Source organism: Providencia sp. CIM-Carb-044, assembly GCF_033901115.1.
GTDB lineage: Bacteria > Pseudomonadota > Gammaproteobacteria > Enterobacterales > Enterobacteriaceae > Providencia > Providencia hangzhouensis.
The window spans coordinates 76,956-95,546 of record NZ_JAXADV010000007.1; the positions used below are offsets into that span (position 1 = coordinate 76,956).

At 48.2% G+C, this 18,591-nt stretch carries 28 protein-coding genes; 2 read left to right on the plus strand and 26 right to left on the minus strand.

The window, feature by feature from the left end:
* Window positions 1-2: 2 nt before the first annotated feature.
* The 12 genes from SJ312_RS14600 to SJ312_RS14655 all read right to left on the minus strand — a co-directional run bounded on the left by SJ312_RS14600 (window position 3) and on the right by SJ312_RS14655 (window position 7,374).
* A complete protein-coding gene (locus SJ312_RS14600) occupies window positions 3-290 on the minus strand; it encodes a DUF1778 domain-containing protein (RefSeq protein WP_042847112.1) in 288 nt (95 codons plus the stop codon).
* A 145-nt stretch (window positions 291-435) separates the two neighbouring features.
* Window positions 436-1,722 carry a sel1 repeat family protein gene (locus tag SJ312_RS14605; RefSeq protein ID WP_042847114.1) on the minus strand — a complete coding sequence of 429 codons (1,287 nt, stop codon included), beginning with the start codon at window positions 1,720-1,722 and terminating at the stop codon, window positions 436-438.
* A 95-nt stretch (window positions 1,723-1,817) separates the two neighbouring features.
* Window positions 1,818-2,732: a tetratricopeptide repeat protein gene (locus SJ312_RS14610; protein ID WP_042847118.1), complete on the minus strand. Its 915-nt coding sequence runs from the start codon at window positions 2,730-2,732 to the stop codon at window positions 1,818-1,820.
* Between the two features lie 279 nt (window positions 2,733-3,011).
* Window positions 3,012-3,644, minus strand: a complete 633-nt coding sequence (locus tag SJ312_RS14615) for a hypothetical protein (protein WP_052219367.1) — start codon at window positions 3,642-3,644, stop codon at window positions 3,012-3,014.
* The gene (locus SJ312_RS14620) at window positions 3,641-4,201 is read right to left on the minus strand and encodes a hypothetical protein (protein ID WP_052219368.1); all 561 of its coding nucleotides are present in this window, start codon (window positions 4,199-4,201) and stop codon (window positions 3,641-3,643) included. Before SJ312_RS14620 ends, SJ312_RS14615 begins: the two co-directional genes overlap by 4 nt.
* 59 nt (window positions 4,202-4,260) lie before the next feature.
* A complete protein-coding gene (locus tag SJ312_RS14625) occupies window positions 4,261-4,437 on the minus strand; it encodes a hypothetical protein (RefSeq protein ID WP_162762197.1) in 177 nt (58 codons plus the stop codon).
* 106 nt (window positions 4,438-4,543) lie between these two features.
* The gene (locus SJ312_RS14630) at window positions 4,544-5,032 is read right to left on the minus strand and encodes a hypothetical protein (RefSeq protein WP_166268109.1); all 489 of its coding nucleotides are present in this window, start codon (window positions 5,030-5,032) and stop codon (window positions 4,544-4,546) included.
* A 335-nt stretch (window positions 5,033-5,367) separates the two neighbouring features.
* Window positions 5,368-5,799, minus strand: a complete 432-nt coding sequence (locus SJ312_RS14635; RefSeq protein ID WP_042847127.1) for a hypothetical protein — start codon at window positions 5,797-5,799, stop codon at window positions 5,368-5,370.
* Between the two features lie 6 nt (window positions 5,800-5,805).
* Window positions 5,806-6,060 carry a hypothetical protein gene (locus SJ312_RS14640; RefSeq protein ID WP_042847130.1) on the minus strand — a complete coding sequence of 85 codons (255 nt, stop codon included), beginning with the start codon at window positions 6,058-6,060 and terminating at the stop codon, window positions 5,806-5,808.
* A complete protein-coding gene (locus SJ312_RS14645) occupies window positions 6,057-6,614 on the minus strand; it encodes a hypothetical protein (RefSeq protein WP_042847132.1) in 558 nt (185 codons plus the stop codon). The genes SJ312_RS14640 and SJ312_RS14645 overlap by 4 nt, the downstream gene beginning before the upstream one ends.
* Window positions 6,611-7,075: an ASCH domain-containing protein gene (locus SJ312_RS14650; RefSeq protein ID WP_052219369.1), complete on the minus strand. Its 465-nt coding sequence runs from the start codon at window positions 7,073-7,075 to the stop codon at window positions 6,611-6,613. The genes SJ312_RS14645 and SJ312_RS14650 overlap by 4 nt, the downstream gene beginning before the upstream one ends.
* Entirely contained in the window at window positions 7,072-7,374 is a 303-nt protein-coding gene (locus SJ312_RS14655; RefSeq protein ID WP_222669433.1) for a hypothetical protein, read from the minus strand. The genes SJ312_RS14650 and SJ312_RS14655 overlap by 4 nt, the downstream gene beginning before the upstream one ends.
* A 326-nt stretch (window positions 7,375-7,700) precedes the next feature.
* On the opposite strand from SJ312_RS14655, the gene SJ312_RS14660 reads away from it, so the two are divergent.
* Entirely contained in the window at window positions 7,701-8,750 is a 1,050-nt protein-coding gene (locus SJ312_RS14660; protein WP_052219370.1) for an HNH endonuclease, read from the plus strand.
* Between the two features lie 151 nt (window positions 8,751-8,901).
* Window positions 8,902-9,987 carry a hypothetical protein gene (locus SJ312_RS14665; RefSeq protein WP_042847135.1) on the plus strand — a complete coding sequence of 362 codons (1,086 nt, stop codon included), beginning with the start codon at window positions 8,902-8,904 and terminating at the stop codon, window positions 9,985-9,987.
* A gap of 17 nt (window positions 9,988-10,004) precedes the next feature.
* Here SJ312_RS14665 and SJ312_RS14670 read toward each other — a convergent pair whose 3' ends face one another.
* The 14 genes from SJ312_RS14670 to dinG form a co-directional block, all read right to left on the minus strand.
* Window positions 10,005-10,334 carry a hypothetical protein gene (locus SJ312_RS14670; RefSeq protein WP_042847137.1) on the minus strand — a complete coding sequence of 110 codons (330 nt, stop codon included), beginning with the start codon at window positions 10,332-10,334 and terminating at the stop codon, window positions 10,005-10,007.
* Complete coding sequence (locus SJ312_RS14675) at window positions 10,331-11,104, minus strand: hypothetical protein (RefSeq protein ID WP_166268107.1); 774 nt, start codon at window positions 11,102-11,104, stop codon at window positions 10,331-10,333. Before SJ312_RS14675 ends, SJ312_RS14670 begins: the two co-directional genes overlap by 4 nt.
* Window positions 11,091-11,669 (minus strand): hypothetical protein, encoded by a 579-nt coding sequence (locus SJ312_RS14680; RefSeq protein WP_042847139.1) that lies wholly within the window; start codon window positions 11,667-11,669, stop codon window positions 11,091-11,093. The genes SJ312_RS14675 and SJ312_RS14680 overlap by 14 nt, the downstream gene beginning before the upstream one ends.
* A 108-nt stretch (window positions 11,670-11,777) precedes the next feature.
* Window positions 11,778-12,302 (minus strand): hypothetical protein, encoded by a 525-nt coding sequence (locus tag SJ312_RS14685; protein WP_042847142.1) that lies wholly within the window; start codon window positions 12,300-12,302, stop codon window positions 11,778-11,780.
* Window positions 12,302-12,676, minus strand: coding sequence for a hypothetical protein (locus SJ312_RS14690; protein WP_042847144.1), 375 nt, complete (start codon window positions 12,674-12,676; stop codon window positions 12,302-12,304). Before SJ312_RS14690 ends, SJ312_RS14685 begins: the two co-directional genes overlap by 1 nt.
* Window positions 12,677-12,690: 14 nt before the next feature.
* On the minus strand, window positions 12,691-13,596 hold the full coding sequence (locus SJ312_RS14695; protein WP_080750912.1) for a DNA cytosine methyltransferase: 906 nt from the start codon (window positions 13,594-13,596) through the stop codon (window positions 12,691-12,693).
* Window positions 13,597-13,606: 10 nt separating this feature from the next.
* Window positions 13,607-13,828 (minus strand): hypothetical protein, encoded by a 222-nt coding sequence (locus SJ312_RS14700; protein WP_042847145.1) that lies wholly within the window; start codon window positions 13,826-13,828, stop codon window positions 13,607-13,609.
* 22 nt (window positions 13,829-13,850) lie between these two features.
* Window positions 13,851-14,039 (minus strand): hypothetical protein, encoded by a 189-nt coding sequence (locus SJ312_RS14705; protein WP_042847147.1) that lies wholly within the window; start codon window positions 14,037-14,039, stop codon window positions 13,851-13,853.
* Window positions 14,040-14,050: 11 nt separating this feature from the next.
* Window positions 14,051-14,455, minus strand: coding sequence for a hypothetical protein (locus SJ312_RS14710; RefSeq protein WP_166268103.1), 405 nt, complete (start codon window positions 14,453-14,455; stop codon window positions 14,051-14,053).
* A gap of 13 nt (window positions 14,456-14,468) precedes the next feature.
* A complete protein-coding gene (locus SJ312_RS14715; protein WP_052219372.1) occupies window positions 14,469-14,798 on the minus strand; it encodes a glutaredoxin domain-containing protein in 330 nt (109 codons plus the stop codon).
* Window positions 14,799-14,975: 177 nt separating this feature from the next.
* Window positions 14,976-15,287 (minus strand): hypothetical protein, encoded by a 312-nt coding sequence (locus tag SJ312_RS14720; RefSeq protein WP_042847150.1) that lies wholly within the window; start codon window positions 15,285-15,287, stop codon window positions 14,976-14,978.
* Window positions 15,288-15,344: 57 nt separating this feature from the next.
* Entirely contained in the window at window positions 15,345-15,719 is a 375-nt protein-coding gene (locus SJ312_RS14725) for a hypothetical protein (RefSeq protein ID WP_042847151.1), read from the minus strand.
* Window positions 15,720-15,797: 78 nt separating this feature from the next.
* Entirely contained in the window at window positions 15,798-16,478 is a 681-nt protein-coding gene (locus SJ312_RS14730; RefSeq protein WP_052219373.1) for a hypothetical protein, read from the minus strand.
* Between the two features lie 40 nt (window positions 16,479-16,518).
* Entirely contained in the window at window positions 16,519-18,579 is a 2,061-nt protein-coding gene (gene dinG / locus SJ312_RS14735; RefSeq protein WP_072035186.1) for an ATP-dependent DNA helicase DinG, read from the minus strand.
* Window positions 18,580-18,591: the final 12 nt, after the last annotated feature.

The following is an 18,591-nucleotide window of genomic DNA, read 5'->3' on the forward strand; positions in this document are numbered from 1 at the left end:
TGTCATTTCTCCCAAGGGGATTTAGACATCAATGTTTTTCGTAATGCCTCATTGTTCCTTGGTGCGGCATCAAGCTGATTAATAAACTCCTGGTATACCTCGGGGCTGACGTTAATAACCCGCAGGTCCGCCAGTGTCTCTTCAGCAGCTCGTCGAGCGGCTTCCAGAACGAACTCAGTTCGATTTTTGCCTACCGCATTTGCGGCGCGGTCGATCAGGATTTTGTCTTCCGGTTTAATTCTCAGGTTCAGAGATGAGCGTGTTACCGCTACATCATTTTGAGTTGCCATATATGCCTCCCAATTAATTGCTTATTCTGCTAAGTATATAAGAGTGTAATGTCGTTGTCATTACAATTATAAATAGGCTACTGCACAAGAAACCTAGCAAAAACTAACAATTTACAGCGCTAGGTATCTAAGAGAGATGGAAGAGTTAATCTAAGTGTTTGTTAAAGATATGATTGAATAGATTTTTAACTAGATTGCACCTTAACTTGATTATATCGCTAAAGTCCTCCGTTTTTCTAAGAGGTATGGTGACATGATCAAAAATGTCACTAAAAAGCGATGCGTTAGGGGTCAGCTCCTCCCCTCCATTTCGATAGAACTCACTGTTGGGTGATATTTCATGGACATATTGCTGCGCTAATTCATTACCTATAGATGCACAATCGAGCTCATATCTTATCCAGCTAACAATATCACCTTCGCTTAAGCTATTAATTAAGAAGAAATAAAAGAAGTATAAAACAGTTCCGTCATGTAAGTGACTTGCTTCATTTAATACCAGAGGGTAGTTGGATAGGTCGGCAGACAGTTCCTTAGCTTTTACCAGTTCTTTTATGTGCCTCAGAGCCCCTTGATGTCCTTCATCTTGTGATTTTATGAACAATTGCATGGAATCTTCATAGCTATAATCACATCCATTTCCATTTTTATACATTAGTGCCAAATTGAATGTAGCTGAAGTATGTCCATATTTAGATGCAATCTTAAAATTATTAAAGGCCATTTTAAAATCAGCTATTTTTAGATATTCAACACCTTGTTCATATATTTTATTTGCTGATTCGTTATCGCTTTTAATGCAACTTGAAGACACAGAGTATTCAGTATTGGTTTTAGGGTAACAGTACACCTGTGCTTCAGGTTCACTATGTGTAGTTTGTTTGGTATGCCAAAATTTTTCCTTCAGCAAATCCCCTTCCCCTTGCTCGAAAGTATCTTCACTAATTAAATAACCAAAGGTTTGGTTGGCGTTAATCAGAAAATTTGTACTGTTTTTATTATATAATTTATATGTGTACTCATACTGAACTGAATATCCTTCCCACGAAAACACACCATTAATACGATTGCTGGAAAAGAATCGCATCAAAGATTGCCCAACAAATTCAAATCTATCTTGTAAGTTAGCTTGTAGAGTGAACATTATATAGGCGTCATTTTCATCAAAGCCAATAAAGACTTGCACTTCATCCTTTGTTGTTTCACCTAAGTATTTGTAGTTCACTACGCGACCTTTGAAAAGGCGGTCACCACCACGATCGACCTCAAAGAGGTTTTCTATTTCATGGTTTACATACAAAACATCGCCATTCTTAATTATAAAGAGGATATCCACTTCGGCATCGTTTAATCGCGCTCCGTTACTCAAAATTTTCTTATCTACCAGAGGTTTACGGTTTGGTCTGGAAAATATCTTATTGAAGAATCCCATTTTAAATTCCCTATTACTAGTGAGATGTTATAAACCTAATTAAACCTGTTAAATCATGCGCTTAAATACTCTTTTTTAATGGGGTAACTATATTGTTATTCCTCTAATCTATCGCAGGCCTTGTTACTTCCAAGCGAACATGACTTCTTAAATAGTTTGTTAGCTTTTGATTTATCCTTTTCAACTCCGTTACCTGTTAAATACAGCAAGCCGAGAAAGTAATTTGCATCTGCATTTCCTTGCGCTGCTGATTTCTCAAACCAGTATTTTGATTTTTTATAATCTTCTTTGACATACCCATTTGAGTCACCATACATAAATCCCAATTGCAATTGAGCATAGGCATTCCCTTGCTTGGCCGATAATTCAAACCATTTAAAAGCTTCCTCATAATTATGGCTGTTATAATAGTGTGAGCCAAGGCCATATTGAGCTTGGTCATTTCCTTGTTCAGCCTCCCTTTTAAGTATTTTTAATGGTTTATCATCCATTATTCCAACTGTACTTTTACCATTTTCAGTTTGATTATTTAACCTTGCCAGTACATCAGCAGCCTCTTTAACTCCTCTGCTCGAGGCTGACTGAAGGTATTTAATACCTAAGACTTCATTTTGCTTCACCCCCTCACCGACCATGTACATAGAGCCCAAAACTACGTCAGCTTGGCCAGAACCGTTCTCAGACGCTCTCTTTAGCCAATACAAAGCTTTTGAGTAGTCTCGTTTCCCGTCATAGCCCATATAGTAAAAAAATCCAGCCTGAGCTTGAGCTTCAGGGTTATTTTGTTCTGCTGATTTCATATACCATTTAATCGCCTCTTCGGGGTTTCTTTCGACTAGCCGCCCCTCTAGGTATACATTGCCTAAAGCTTGTTGAGAAAGAGCATCGCCATTGTTTGCCAGGGTTGTTAGTTTAGATATCAAGGATTGCTCACTTTTGACAGGCAAATTATTAGCAGTAGCACTGAGGCTTAATATCAATGTTAGCGATATAAAAAAAATCCGTTTCATATGTAAACCCTTTAATTGCTTATAAATACTTGGTGATTTTTGATAATTATACGTATCAACCTAAGATTGGCTGATCAAGCTGAAAAGTCTAAGAAATAGTATTTTTAATACCTTTAATTAAAGACAATAAAATAACGTATTTTTTCAGTATACATAAGGGGAATTTTGATATCCTCACGTACAGGTCATCAGCTGTTAATGATTAAAAAAAGCCCGACATAATGGGGTCACTTCATAAGCAGGACTTTCTGGGGGAAGTAGGAAAAAGAAGGAGAGGTGTTATTTTTGTACTTTGACCGCTTCAGCCTTCATGGCTGCATCAATTTGTTCTCGCAGCTTAGTGGCGTGATGATCATCCTCTTCATCGGTTATGGTTTGGGCTGTGAACATAGCCTCACTTCCATAGCGAAGCGGTTTTCTAACCGCAACATGATGCGCCACCAGCCAATTCATGCGCCGGGCATCGTCTGCTAACGTGTAACAGCTACTTACAGGCTGAGCAAGCAATGCGGTGCGGTAGGCGTTCCAGCCTTTGCACTCAGCAATAGCTTCGATAACCTCTCTATCTTGGCTGGTAGTGTCGAGATCTGAATAATCGACAGCATCTGGCACTGCTGGCGCTGGTGGAACGGCGACATTGCATAGAGCAGCACGTAGACCGACCTTGATTTCTTCTAGTTCGTCGTTGCCGATACTGCCATCAGTCAGGGCGTGATGAAAGTCGAGCGCCATCCGTTCTGTTACTTGAACTGCCTGAGCCTCTCGGCTCGCCCGCCCTTTCCACCCTTCCCACATGGCCGCAGCCATCATAAACCAGACGTTGCCACAGCTGTCTTTTTTGTTGTCGAAGAACCAATTCACAAAGTCCATCGACATGGCGTTATCTTTGGCAAACTGCTCACGTTCGGTCATGCTATCGTTTCCTCTGACTGCCCGGCCAAAGCCAGGTGCTGTTGCAGTGCAGCCCGAACGATGTCAAACATGCTATTCAGGCGGATAAAGACTGGGTTCGGCACCGTCGGCCACGGCAGGTACCACGGTTCAGTGCTGAAGTATGGCACCTCACTGATCACTGAAGAATAGGCACAGACTGTGCTTTTGATATCGTCAGATCCGTCGATTTCCTCCCAGCACACACGGGCTTGGTCTTTGGATAACTCCCCTTCCCGGCGCAGGCGCAGCACTTCACTGAACATGAAACGCATATTCGCCTCATTGTCATTGTCGATTTCGCTGCTCACGTTACCGGCCATGCAATTGACCAGGTAATCATTGCCGCAGTCACAGAAAAACTGCTCAACGGAGCGGTCGCTCATTGCGAACCAGGAGCCTGTCCACGCCTTGCCCTCACACGTTATCGTGATTCGGCCACGCCCAGGCCCGTAGTTTTCAGTCACCACGCGGATCGGGTCAAAGTCCCGAAGCTCGCTGATCTCAAGGCTCATCACCTTGGTTTCAGTTACTTTCATCGTCATTACCTTTTGTATAAGTTGACTTTCATCAGCGCGCGGGTGGCTTAAGCCAACATCTACTGATCGGTTAGTTTTACCAGCAAATTCCACATCACAACTTCTTCATCAGTGGCCGGACAGCACCCACCGCCAGACTTCCATTGTTTGACCCAAATACCCGAACGGTCTTCAATGAAAAAATCCAGATCCTGGAGAATTGGATTTTCCGCTGGCTTCTCTTTTGCAATTGGCATGATTAACAACCCCAATAATTTTCAGAAAGATAGAACACGGTACTTTAACGCTTGAATTTTTGAGTCTAACACCGGGTTCACCTTCCGGGAATTACTGACATTGCTTTTAACTCTGCTTGATTTCAGTAGGCAGATCCGCCTCAGGTGAAGCACACATCGCCGCAGCATACTGACGGGTAGCGACATCAATGTCGTCTTCAGTCTTTTTCGCTGACTTCGGCCCGTTGTCTGGGTGGCGAAGGTGTTCACGGTAGATCGCAGGCCACTGCACTGCGAGCATCGCCCGCAGCTGTTCGTCGGTCGGTTTTTTCGGTACCAGCATAAACCCGACAGGAATATGCAGCGCTGGTGGAGCGGCAAACACCGGCACCGGGTTTGTAATGCGATCGGCACGGTCAACCGGATAAATGAAGCCTTTGCCGTTTTCGGCATAACCCAATGGAGGCGCTTCCTTCAGTTCGGCCAGCTCTTCCAAAGCATCAGCATTATCCCGCAGCCGTTTCGTTTGCTCGGAATAGCCCATGTCTTCCCAGCGCAACGCCTCCAGACGAAATGCCGCAGCGCGCGTTTTTAACTGCTCTACTGTCATTGCCATTACGATTTCCTGTTTTGCTACGTCAATTAGAGGGTATGTGGCTTTTCAAACAGCTCACGGAACTGGTATGAACCATCGGTATGAATAGCCCGCATACGTTGGTACAGCGATTCGTTAGGGATGGAGTGCCGGCGCTCCACATACTGCGATCGGAAGAACTATACCGGTATTGATACTCCGCCACCGGCATAGGCGCTGTTGCCCTGTATAGTTCCGCCTCCACAGAGGCCTTTTCACGGCGCGCAGTGTCCAGGTCTGTCTGAAGCTGAATAACCCAGCGCGCGAGCTCACCGGTTTCATTCCGGAGGCGGCTCAGGTCTTGAATCTGGTATTTGTCAATTTTGCCCATTAGCAGGGAATCCCTTTTCAGTGAAGAAAGCCAGCCCTTCGGAGTACATCTGCTTCAGTTCAGCAGAACCCGGCTCAGCAGCGCACTCCGGCGACCATTTCGCCATGTCGGCCAGACCGACAACCAGCTTTTTAACGATCACACGCTGAATGTATTCCCGTCGCTCTTCCAACAACCAGGCAGAAGCTTCAGTCATGTAGAAATGCAGGGTCTTGGCGAAGCCCACTCGCTCTGTCGTTTCAGCCCGGCCAGCCAGATAGTCGCAGCGTGCGATCGCAATGCTCAGACCATCTTCAGTGAGTGCATAAGCACTATCCCCCTCGGAGTGGGTTACACCGGACTTCATCACGCAGTAAGCATCTTTATCGCGCAACACCCAAAATTTTCCATTCTCGTGAACGATGTCTTTTTCCTGCATGGGGTATTACTCCTGCTTTACAGCCGAATCGAAGTCAGTTGCCCGGAACGAACGGCAGGTATTGAAGATTGCCCAGCAATTGGGACAGTTAACTTTTGCGCCACGAGGTGCGGGTTTGGTTTCCATCGCCGTGTCGCTCAGGCCACCATCAAGGCCGCACAGAGTCGTATAGCCGCCACCCGTGCCCAAATCCCCCACGGGCAAGTGAACATGCTCTTCCCCGCCGTCTTCCAGCAAAGTCACAACAACCAGGCGGCTCATCGGGCATCTTCCACGACTTTGAAGTCGATCACCCAAACCATCGGATTGGCCTCCCAGCAGTCAACGCCGTGGATAACCGACCACTTACGGGCGAACACATCGGCCAGGCAGTCACCGCTGCGGGTATCCCTGATAGAACAGCCTTCCCTCAGCGCATCGGCATCACTGATGTCGCGAAGGGGCTCAATACGAACCGCCGTAATCTCCAGCGTAATTCGCGACTCAAACTGCGTCATTTGCTGCGCCGGAAACCAGCGTTTAACTTTATTGGCTGAGCCATCTTCAAGGTCTGCACGATAGACCAGTCGCACACCGCAATCGCCATAGGTTTCACGGACCCACAACCGATCGCCTACATGCCCGAAACGACAGAAAAACGTCGGCCCAAACTTGGGGGGCAAAACCTTATCCACCAGCGCGCGCTGGCGTTTGGTCAGGGATTCCGGGAAGGTATCGAGGCAGATTTCTTTGATCAGTTGGCGGGTTTGCACCTTCTGGCCGCTGTGGATTGCCCGTACCTGTTCGTCGGTGAAATTGATAGGAAACAGTTTCATGCCCTTTCCCCCTGCAAACATGCTGCTTTGGTTTCGGTATCATCCGTATGCTCATTAGGTACGAGCAAGCTGAATACCGCATGTGGACGAAGGCCAGTCTCGAAAAAGCTCAGTCGGCCGCGAATAGACACTGGCTTCAGCGTCTTGGCATCCGCCAGCGTGAAGCCTTTCGGCCCGAAGAACCACGGAGATTCGCTCTCTTCGACACAGCCTGTGATTGTGGCTACGCCGACAATCGCGCCGTAAGATAAATACTTTCTTTCAGGCAGCATCAGGGAATCGCCATATTTGGCGCGCAGGATCTCCCGCGCCTTTTCCATGTCGGCTTTGGATGCCAGTTGCGCACTGGCGTGAATGAGCACCGGTCCGCGCTGGTGGGTGTTCCAGCTGCGGTTTTCGATGTCCTTGTGGCCGTGAGTGATAAGCCATGCCCACGGCTGTCGGATAGATAATGCTTTCATGCTTTGGCATCCTTCGCTTCGGAGCGCTTAGCTGCACTCAAAATGGCTTCCACCACGGATTGTGCGATAACGGAGCTACCCAGACCGCCGACATATTTCACGATCTGTTCACGGAACGCCACAGCACCCGGAGCGCTGATCGTTTGGCTTATTTCAGCGCGCTGCGCCGCATCAATCACTTCATTAGCCCAATCGCGGTCGAACCCTGGCATTGCAGGCAAACGTGACACAACATCAGACGGCAGCTCGTCGATGTAATCGCGCATTGCAATGACAACTTCCAGCAGTTCGTTTTTCATGTCAGATCCTTATCGCGCTGATGGCGCATAAATTATTTATGGATTGTGTGGCGGTGTTGCTTGCCGTGAAACCAGTATTACCCCACCCGTTCAGCTGACGAAGTTATTGAAGGCGCCTATTTTATTGCTTACCGATCTGATTTTTGGCATGAGGCATGAGTGATGTATAGAATGGATATTTTGTGTTGGAAGGTTTGGCACTCACAACCTTCCATACACTTTAATTTGATAGTTGTCATTCGCTACAGTTGCGTTAATGAATTATAGTGAACGTCGTAACGGAATCTGTTATTACTCAGCTCAATTCATTTTTGCTAGAGGGGCTTATGGAATTAAATAAAAATGGCTATCCAACTGGCTTGCTAGTGCGGGCGGTTTGGGACTGTTGTGATGATCTTTATGAAAAACTTGGCCGCGCTCCTAGCCGTCAGGAATTTAACAATGAAATACGAAAACGTGAGCCCCATCGAACTGGTATTAGCACTCATTCTCGGCAATGGGGAGAATGGATTCGTTTTCATAACTTTTCAACTTATGTAGCAGACATTCCGGGGATTATTCCTGAAGAAATGCTTCATCCTCAATATCTTCGTGTTTGGTATGCTGTCACTCAGCTTAGTTCTGCTTCAGCAGTGGATATTGTCAAATGGATTCTTAATAGCAATGCTCCGTTAAAGGAATCTGAAGTTCGTATTCAATTAGATGCATTAACAGTTAACAGCAAGGCCAGATATAGATATCTTGGTAGCCGCAAAAATGCACGTTCTGATCAGGGCAGCCCATATGACTTATTATTCCGTACAGGAAAATTGAGAAATACAAGATATGAGCTATATGTTCAGGAGCTTCATGGAGTTTGGGATATTAGTGATGATGGCAAAACGCCAAAGCGCATTATTTCCCCTAGGCAATGTGATCGCTTAGTTGTGGAAGCTAGGGATGAATTATTTGCTGATTTATCTGAAGAAGAAGTTGATTCCCGATTAAAAGCTTTACGTGAAGTTGTTATTCGACAAGGCCAGCCAGCGTTCAGAAGAAAGCTGATTGAAGCTTATGAGGGTAAGTGCGCTGTGACAGGGTGTTCTATCCAAGTGTTATTAGAGGCTGCTCATATAATTCCCTATGAAGGCCTCTGGCACACCCAAGTCCAGCATGGATTGTTACTTAAAACAGACATTCATACTCTTTTTGACCGAGGCTTGCTTTGGATTGATTCCAAAATGTTAATTAGGTTATCTGATTTGTTAGCTGGAACAGAATATGCAGAACTTGATGGGCAAAAACTAAGATTACCAAGTGATAAACGACATTGGCCATTAGAAATTCACTTGGAAGAACATCGTCAATATTGTAATGAAGAATTAAATGAAAATTAATATCTTTTTTATTCCTTATTTACTGGAACTCCAATCAACCCCCGATGTTCTGTTATGAGGAAAGCAGAGCTATCGTACTATCTTTGGCAGCCTTATCGTGCCAAGTATGGCATATTCAAGAGGGGGAAACCTCTGAAAGGAGATATAACCAATGTTTCGTGTTGATGTAGAAAATAAGTCATTAATCAAACTAAAACCAACAAGCTTTTCGGAGCTTGGGCTAAAGGAACGCTTTGATATTCAGGAGTGGATCGAAAAAAGTCCAACTATTTTAGGCCAGGAACTCCTTGTTATTGGAAAAGAGGTCACCCTTACTTCCAACAAGCGTCTTGATTTGCTTTGCGTGAATAAATCGGCAGCACTTGTTATTGTAGAACTAAAAAGGGATGATTCAGGCTCGTCCGTTGAATGGCAGGCAATAAAATATGCATCGTATTGCTCAAGCCTTTTACCCAGTGAGATTTTTAAGCAATACGCGTCGTATTTAGGTAAATCAGAATTTGATGCAACAAAAGAAATTGAGCAATTTATCGATGCTGATATCACGTCACTTAACACTAAACAGCATATTATCTTGGCCTCAAAGGAGTTCAATTCGGAAGTCATCTCAGCAGTATTATGGTTGCGAGAATATGGTGTAGACATTCAATGCACTCGCTTGGCTCCATATGTTGATTCCAATGGGGAGCTATTTATTAAGCCTGAAACGATTATTCCGTTACCGGAGGCTAAAGATTATATTGAACGAAAAGAAGTTAAGCAAAGAGTCATTGCTTCAAGTCAAGATGATTGGACTGGTAGTTGGTTCGTGAATGTAGGTGAATGCGAATATAGAACTTGGGATGATAATAGAAAATTTGGATTCATTGGCGCAGGTCAAGGGAAAGTGTATTCATCTGCGCTTAAGCGACTTGCAGTTGGTGACAAAATTTATGCTTACATGAAGGGATGTGGTTATGTCGGTTTTGGAGAAGTAACCAAATCAGCAGTTATGATTCGCGATTTCATTACTGATTCAAATGTTCCTCTTCTCTCTGCCGGATTAAAAGCGCAATACCCAGACGAAAACGCTGACAATGAAGAGCTTTCAGAATGGGTTGTTGGTGTTCGCTGGATCAAACAACTTCCGAAAGAGCAGGCGAAAACGTTTTCAGGCGTCTTCGCGAACCAAAATGTCGTTTGTAAATTACGGCATGAGCAGACATTAAAATTTGTACAATCCCAACTTGGTCAGTAAGAACTGCTAAGTTGGGACTATAACTGCCTACTTTCACCTTTCAGTTCGCTGATCATCTGCTCAGCCAATACCGCCGCAGAGCGCGCCTGGTTAATCAGCGCCGTGCTCATGCTGTCGTCCACTAGCTGATTAGCGCGCTGGTACATGCGAGCAACAAAGCGCTCCAACCCAGCGATTTCAGCCCCAGCCAGCAAAGGTGCAACGCCTTCAGTCAGCTGGTTAAGCGCTTCGTGCATACCGTCCACAAAGCCTTCGCAGTAGTCGCCGCTTTTACCTGTGCGATCGCTCACGCAGTCCATATCATCGCCATCCAACATCCGGCGCATCGTTGCCTTCAGGTTGTTCATTGGCCGTTCCCTACATGTTCCGCCAGCACAAGGAGGCGACGACCGACGGCCTTGACAACTTCCTGGCTAGTTTCACGCGTCATTTCCTGCGCAATGTTACCGGCATGGTTTGCCGCTGCGATGGTGGCATCCTTCTTGATTTTCCGCAGGCCGCGTTCAATCGCCGGGTAGTCCGTGTTGTGGAGAGCGTCGTTTGCGATCATAGCCGCAGTACCGGCCGCGCCTTTGTCCGTCACGTCGATGTGCTCAAGAATGGCCGCATGAGCATCTTTCAGCATTTTACCTTCAGCCATCAGCTGTTCCACTTCAGACGTCGGGATGTAACCTTTCGTCGGGCTGTTTTCCAGTGCAGGCATCAGTGCATAGCCACAAACCTGAGTGATGTGACGGCCCACGCTGTCTTCCGGCCCCACTTCGCGCAGGTCGGTCTGACTGGCGCGTTGCACGACGATACCCCAAACAACCTGGTCTGTTTCTTCAGGCCAGCCGTCACAGGCCTCTCCCCGGTAGTAGTCGATATGCTCTTCAGCGGCTTTTCGGGCTTTGTCGGCGCTGTCGTGCTCATCGTAACCGCCGTCGGTACTGTAGGAGAAAAACTCCAAACCGTCGGTCACGCGCTTGAGCTCTTCCACCAGATGGATGTTCTCAGCGCGCATCTGCTCGCCTTCAGTCAATTTGCGCGCCAGATAATTCACCAGCGGCTCGTTGACCTTCATGTCGCGAGGAATGCATTTGCCGTCCAGCAGACCTTGGATCTCAATTGGTGTCATCTTTCTTCTCCTGATATACCAGTTTGCCAGTCAAAATGGCGTCGCGGATGGTGTTGAACTCCTTCGCCCAATACTGCGAATCGACGAAAATTTCCAACTTGTTGTAGTCGTGCTTTTTGCGTTGAATGAAGGCCTGCGCGGCTTCGCGCGTGAAGTGTGCGTTGACGTATTCCCACTCCCAGACGTAGCCGGTTACGGTATGCTCTGGTAACTCGCCGAGCACATCCCATTGCTGATCGACGCGAATAGCCAGAAAATCAGCTTGGTATTCGGCCTGGCATTTTTGGTTGAGCTCGTTTCGCTCGTCCGTATCCAGGTCATCCCAGTATTCTTGGGGGCTAAACCAGCGAGCATCATCTACGGCCACCAGCCGGTCTTCGATGTAGTCCATATCCAGCCCCGTGATCAGGCGTTTCTTTTGAACGACGAACAACGGGTCTGCGGTACAGTGCTCATCAACGCCTTTGCCGACGCAGTGATATTTCAGGCGGGAGACAAAATCAGCCCAGGTTTCCGCGTTTAATGGCGCACCGGTCGCGAGCGAGGGTTTCTGTTCAGTAGTCATTGTTTCGTTTTTCCATCCAAAGGGCGCTTATATTCCACAACCAGTATCGCCCCGCCCTCTCAGCCAACGAAGCTATTGCAGGTACAAAAAAAGGGGCTTTCGCCCCTGTCATTTGCAACATGACCAGAAATGTTTGGCGTGCTCTCCTGGCAATGTATATTGCTTCAGCGGCGAGACGAACTCAGTCAGCAGCGGATCCCTCATCCAGACGTTGAACAGCGTCGTTAACGTGAGCACTTCATTTTTAAAGCACTCACCTTCAGCCAGATCGCGCGCGCGGATGCGGGCTTCAGGCGACAGTGTTTGCCCCGCAATCTTCTCCAGAAAATTCACCAGTTCTAAAGGGATCCGGCCTAGCGATGATGGTGCAGGTGGCTCATTTAACAGGTGAGTGATGATTTTGAGCCAATCATCATTGTTAACGACCACCAGGGGGATATTGCCAGGACGGAAATACTCAACCGATACAGCCCCGCCGTCATAGGCCTTAACCGTTGCACAATCGGATAAGACAGCCCTGTTTTTGCCTATCACATAATACCCCTGGTGATCGCTGTGCGTGCAGGTGTGAATTATCCGCAGCCCCGCTTCCAGTATCTGTTCGCTGGTGGTTTTAGCTGGTGAGTGGCTCATTACTGCATATCCTTTTTTTCCTGCCGACGGTATAGCGCTGTAACGATGAACACAATCAGCGCGGCCATAATGAGTGGGTTTTTAAACGGTGGTTCAAAGGGACCGAAACCGATCACGATCGGCCCGCCAAGGGCACACGCCCACAGCGATAACCAATAGATGGTTTCAGGGAAGTTCTCTCGGACAGAAGGCCTGGAAAAAATGAGAACATGAGAAACCAGCGCAATCGCGACTCCCATCCACAGTGAGTTGATATCCAACGCTCCCAGAATTCCCGCGACGCCTGCACCAAACAGTGCGTATGCCAAAGCGGCATACTGAACCAGCATGGCAAGTTCCCGACGGTCGGCTTTTTGCTCTTCCGTTAATTTCATCTTTTTCTCCAGGGTTAATGAATGAGGGAAAACTTATCGCTAACCTGCGCCATGTAGCGGATCATCTCAATCCCTACCCACTCGCCGACGTAGGTGCTGACACCGTTACCGATCTGCTTATACGCGGAGGTATCGCATACCGGGAATTCAAACCAGTCTGGAACCCCTTGCAAACGTGCATATTCACGCACTGAATACGGACGCGCTCCCAGAGGGAAACGTTTATCAACGACTAATCGTGTCGATTTATCCTTTGCATAGTGAGCTACACACGTCGGCGCGATATCGTCTTTGGCCGGGTCGCTAATGATGGGTAAATCGCGATATCCGCCCTGTAGGCGTGTTTCTACCGACTTAGGGATACGAACATCCGGGTTATCCTCTAAAATCGCGCTGAGGGGGATTGGGCGCGTATTTTCCGGCGGGCGGATATCGAACGGGCGTCGTGTGCCAATGATGATCAGGCGGTGCCGACGCTGCGGTACCCACAGCTCAGATTTCACGGGGCAGAATACCTGAATGAAATAGCCCGCCAGCTTGGTCATGGCTTCCATAACGACCGGGAAAGCCTGCATGCCCGGCACGTTTTCAATGACATAGAACTCAGGCCGGGCGACAGCCAGGTGGCGCAGTGCGTGAAGGAATAGCTCATCACCCGTTCGCGTGCCGTGGATGTCGCCGATCGTCGAATACTTCGTACAGGGATAGGTAAACGACATGCCGTGGCAGCTATCCTGCTCCAGCACCATTTCCTGTGTGATATCGCAGTGTTTGATATGGTCGCCCAGGTTGTGGCGATAGGTCTTAACGGCATCTTCGTCCAGTTCGAAAGACTGGGCGATCTGAATACCGGCATTCTTCAGGCCGATATCCATCAGCCCGGCACCGCAAAAATAACTGTTCATCAGAACTGGTGACATTCGACTTTCCTCAGAGATGGTCGATGATTTCTATGGCTATGCTCAGCCATATTGCACAGAGAGAAAGTGACAACATCACGCGGTAACGTTTAGGAATGTCATTCTCGCTGTTGAATTGAAAAAGGGCCCAACCGAATATCACACTCATCAGCCCAAGAAGAAAATAACCCAGGGTAGCGTGCCCTTCTGGTGTTTTACCGATAGCCGATAAAATCTGGTTTAAATGGCCCATTAATGACAAATCGCCTTAAGGTCTAAGCAAAGTTAATCCAAAGAATTGTGGCAATTGCACCCAGCCCAGCAATTCCGCCCGCCACCATCAGACCCAATGATGGGCGAGGGATACAGCACGCTACGACGAAAAAGAGGATGAAAAAGGCCAACATAACAATGGCAAAGGGTGAAATGCCACTCGCTCCTGATACAAAGTCGTGTACAGTCATTATCGATACTCTTAGTGATTGGTTTGACGTTCAGCGGCATACAGGCGAGCCAGAATGCCATCCAGCGCGCCATCCAGCGCTTTGTAAAACGAATCTGTGCCAGCCATTTCGTCACGCATATCCAGCAGCGCTTCCAGCTCGGCATCGTCGATCGGCTGCACGGCATTGCTGGTGGCCGACACTACTTCGCCCGGATCAACAGGAACCCCGGCTTTAAACAGTACGTCGATAGCGTCCTGTCGGTACATCACCGGACGGCCGGAAGGCGGCGTCCAGTTGATAGGCTCCAGCATCACTTTCATTTCGACTTTTGCATCCACCAGCGCTTGTGTCAGCTCGGCGAGCAAGACAACGTCAGCCCCGCTTGGTGGTTGAAGCCCTAAGGCTGGAGGGATTGCGACGGTTTGATAGCTCACGGCATTCACCTTCTTACTTGGCTTCGCCAGGAGCCGAAAACAGTTCAGGCTCGCGCATCTCGATCATGACACACATCCGGGTATAACCAGAGATAGCATCGCCTTCTGGCTTTCCGTCAATCAGCGCCTTGATACAATCGGGGCGATAACCCGACCAGGACACCGCTTCGCCTGCATCAGGCTCCACCAGCACAACCGGCGCAGACTTGAAGCCCATATTGCGGAACAGCTCGCGATGAATTTCGATGCTGCCTTCTACGAACTCAACACCGTTTGCGGCCAGGCGCTCTTTGGTCATACGGCAAGGCTGGCAATTTGGGAGGCTGAAGATAATGACTTTCATGGTGACCCCTGTTATCGGTTAGTTTGTTTACCTGCAACCAGTATCCCCTCCCCCCAACGGCTGACGAAGCATTTGACATAAAAAAAGCACCTCGAAAGATGCTTTTATTTTGGTATTTTAAAACGCCAGGCCCGCATGATGTTTGGTGGAAAAATGGGGGGCGCTGCAACCGTGCTTTTACTGATAATTGGAAAGTGGTTGACCGATCATCCCAGTGACCTTCAACAGTTCTCCAGCGGTGACTGTGCGCAGCATTTCGGAGCGCCCGAACTTAACGTAATCCTCACGGGACATGGTTTTGTAATCCGGATGTGGCCTGTCGTTACAAAGCTGCCAATTCTGGTCAGCGCTATCGCGGCGAAGCACGAAGACATCGACCGACATGTGCAGGCCAGCGCCAAACATTGCCGTAGCAACAATTTTTGCCTGCGAACCATCATTGCGCTGAATAAGCTGTTCCGCTTTGGTGACCAGTTCTTGTTCTTTCATTTTTCGTTCCTCAGCTGGTGGTTGTCATAAACAGGGGGAACCCCCCTGCCCTATTGGTTATGGACGGTCTTCCAGTGCCAGGATCTGTTTATCAATCGCCTGAAGCTGTGCAGCGAAACGCTTTTCGATTTCGTTACGCAGTGCCTGATAGGCAAGTAGCTTGGTCGAATACAGCGGCAAGCCACCGTAGAATTCAGTTGGGTTACCGGCCGCGCCGTGTGAGTTAGGTTTTGACCAGGCCGGATAAATAGCAATGGTTTCACCTTTGAACGAACCGATCTTGGCAGCGTCGTAGGTAAAGCCAGTAGTTTTACCTGAAGCCGGGATAGCAATATCAGGCTGAACCTGATCAGTAACACGCAGAGCAGCAAGAAGAGTTTTCATGATGATTCCCTTATGTTGTTTGTTTTGTTTACCTGCAATCAGTATCATCCCACTCCACCCGCTGACGAATAGCTAAAACAAAAAAAGCACCAAAAAAGGTGCTTTCTATGCATAGTGGGATTTGCCTTACAACGACAGTTCGTTAATCCTGCCCTCCGGCCGTTTACCCAAGGTCGTCATCTCGCCGAATTCAAAGAGGCCGCAAATCTCTTCCCCGATCGGAGCCACCAGCACGCGCCAGCGACCTGTACCATTCTCACCCCAAAGCTTAACACCAGCAGCGTCCAGCTCTTCTTCTGTGGCGAAGAACTTTGCTCCTTCCAGTTTATCGACAGCGATCAGTAACTGGCTATCTACCGTAAAGCATATCCCGTGCTGGTTCATGAAGAACAAACGACGTTGTGCATCACGGGTAGAGATAATAGTTTCCCCGTTTGGTAGCGGGGTGGCTGAAGTGGTTTTCACACTAATCAACCGCCCTGCTTTCTCCAGTCCACCGATCAGGATACCTACGGCATTGGTCAAATCGCTGTAAGGCGGTAAACCCACCAGCTTTTGGAAAGCCATACGTTCATCGTGTGTTTTCAGCTCCGTAGTGCGAGTATGAATTTTACCATCGTCGTGATCGGCTGCGCCCTGCTCTGCCAGAATTTTTTGCAGCATCAGGTTGCCTGCTGTCCCAGGGTCATTCCACAGTTTCTCGCCCTTCAGTAGGTTTTCGGCAAACAGGCTGCTTGTGGAAAAAGGTGCGGGCACTTTGCCTACAAACTGAAATACCACAGTGATGACACTTTCATACTTTTCCATTACACACCTATTCATTCGTTTTGTTTACCGAATGATACCACTATCTGATCACACGGCGAAACGGCGGAAGCGAGTCGAGAATGTTCTGGCCGTACCGTGTGTTCTTGATGCGAGAGTCCAGTATCGTCACTGCACCTGTATCGGTCTCGGTTCGGATGAGTCGCCCCACAGCCTGGATAAGTTTGATACACGCCTGAGGAACGGTTATTTCTTCAAAGGTGTTACGCCCCGCCTTCTCCATCCACTCAGTCATCGTCTGACTAACCGGATCGCTCGGTACGCTAAATGGCAGCTTGGCAATAATCACGTTATCGCAGTAATCCCCAGGCAGGTCCACGCCTTCACTGAAAGAGGCCATGCCGAAGATAATGCTTGGCTCGCCACGATCAATACGCAGCTTATGACGGGAAACGATTTCCGTTTTCGGCATCGTGGTCTGCATGAGGATGTGCTCTTTGATGTCCTCCGGCATACCCTCACACACCTCTGTCATTTGCTTGCGGGATGAAAACAGCACCAGACATCCTTTACGCCGTAACATCAGCTTAGGCATCAACTCGATCAGCTCATCGGTATGCGCCTCGGCATTCTTTGGGGTACTGCGCATCCTGGGTACGAACAGAACACCGTTGTTCTCGTAGTCGAACGGGCTTCTCGCCAGCAACGTTGGCGTGTCCATTTTCAAACCCGCTTCATTCAGGTAGGCATTGAAGTTGCCCATTGTCCGCAAAGTCGCTGAAGTAATGATCACCCCATAGGCTTCGTTCCACAGCTCTCTATCCAATTGCTCACCAGCATGCACTGGGCTGCTATGAATAATGACCTCGGATTTATTGTCACGCTTGATGTTTACCCAGCGCGCTACCGGTACTGCAAACTCACCTTTCTTCGCCGGGGCAGCAAAACGACTCATCGCTTCAAGCAAGTTTTCTACACGGTTCTTTAAATCACCGATAGCCATTTTGTGGCGGGCATTATCCTCAGCGACAATTTTATCGCCTGCCTCATCAATGATGATTATCATTTTCTCAACCAAACTCTGCATTTGGTTTGCCAGGTACAGCCCGTTTTTAAACAGTGCGCGCACATCATTGGGTACGTCACCTTCAGGGAACCGATAGACGTCAATGTTACCGTGGTCGTTCCGGAAGTTGAGTGAAGATAAAAGAGTTCCGCGAACTGTCATCATCTCGGCAGCCGTGTCCGATGCCAGCGCCACCAGCTTGTAAACGTGGTCATTCATCTTCTCACCGTAAGGGGTCTGCATGTCCATCACCATGTCACTGACGTCACCCAACCAGCGCGCCGTGTTATCCAACGAGGCATTTGCGGCAAAGTGCTCAATGGCCTTACTTGTAAGGTGATGGCCTTCGTCGAAAACGTAGATGGTTTCTTTCGGCGGTGGCAGGATGACACCACCACCCAAAGACAGATCGCTCAAAACGATATCGTGGTTAGCTATCACCACATCGACTTCTTCCAGTCGGCTACGCGCGGCAAAGAAGGGGCAGTTTTTGTAATGCGGGCATTTAATCTTAGGGCACTGGCTGGCGACCGCATTAACTTTGTTCCAGGATTTGTCGGCAAGCTCCAGCGGATATGTATCACGCTCACCATTCCAGTCACCACTTGCGAATTCGTTACCCAGACTCGTCATGTCGTCGCGAACGTAACCATACGCATTATGCTCGGCATCGACGTGCGCATCGTAGCGCAGTCGGCAGAAGTAACGGCCACGACCTTTCGCCATAGCGTATGAAAATTTAAGACCGCCCTGGCTTTGGATTTCCGGCAGGTCTTTAACGACAACTTGCTCCTGAAGCGCCACGGTTGCTGTAGACAGAACGAGAGTCTTTCCCTTTTCCATCGCCAACGGGATCAGCGGCAGGCAGTACCCCAGCGTTTTACCGGTGCCGGTACCGGCTTCAACTACACCGACAATAGGCTTGTCGTTATCTTCGGGAATGTTGGTAATGATGGATGAGCAAAAGCGGATCATGTCTTGTTGACCAGCACGCGGCTTCAGTCCCTTGGATTCCAGGAAGTTGCTGTATGCTTTTGCCGTTTGTTCTTCGGCGGTCAATTTGGTTTTGCTGCTCATCGTTCTATCCCA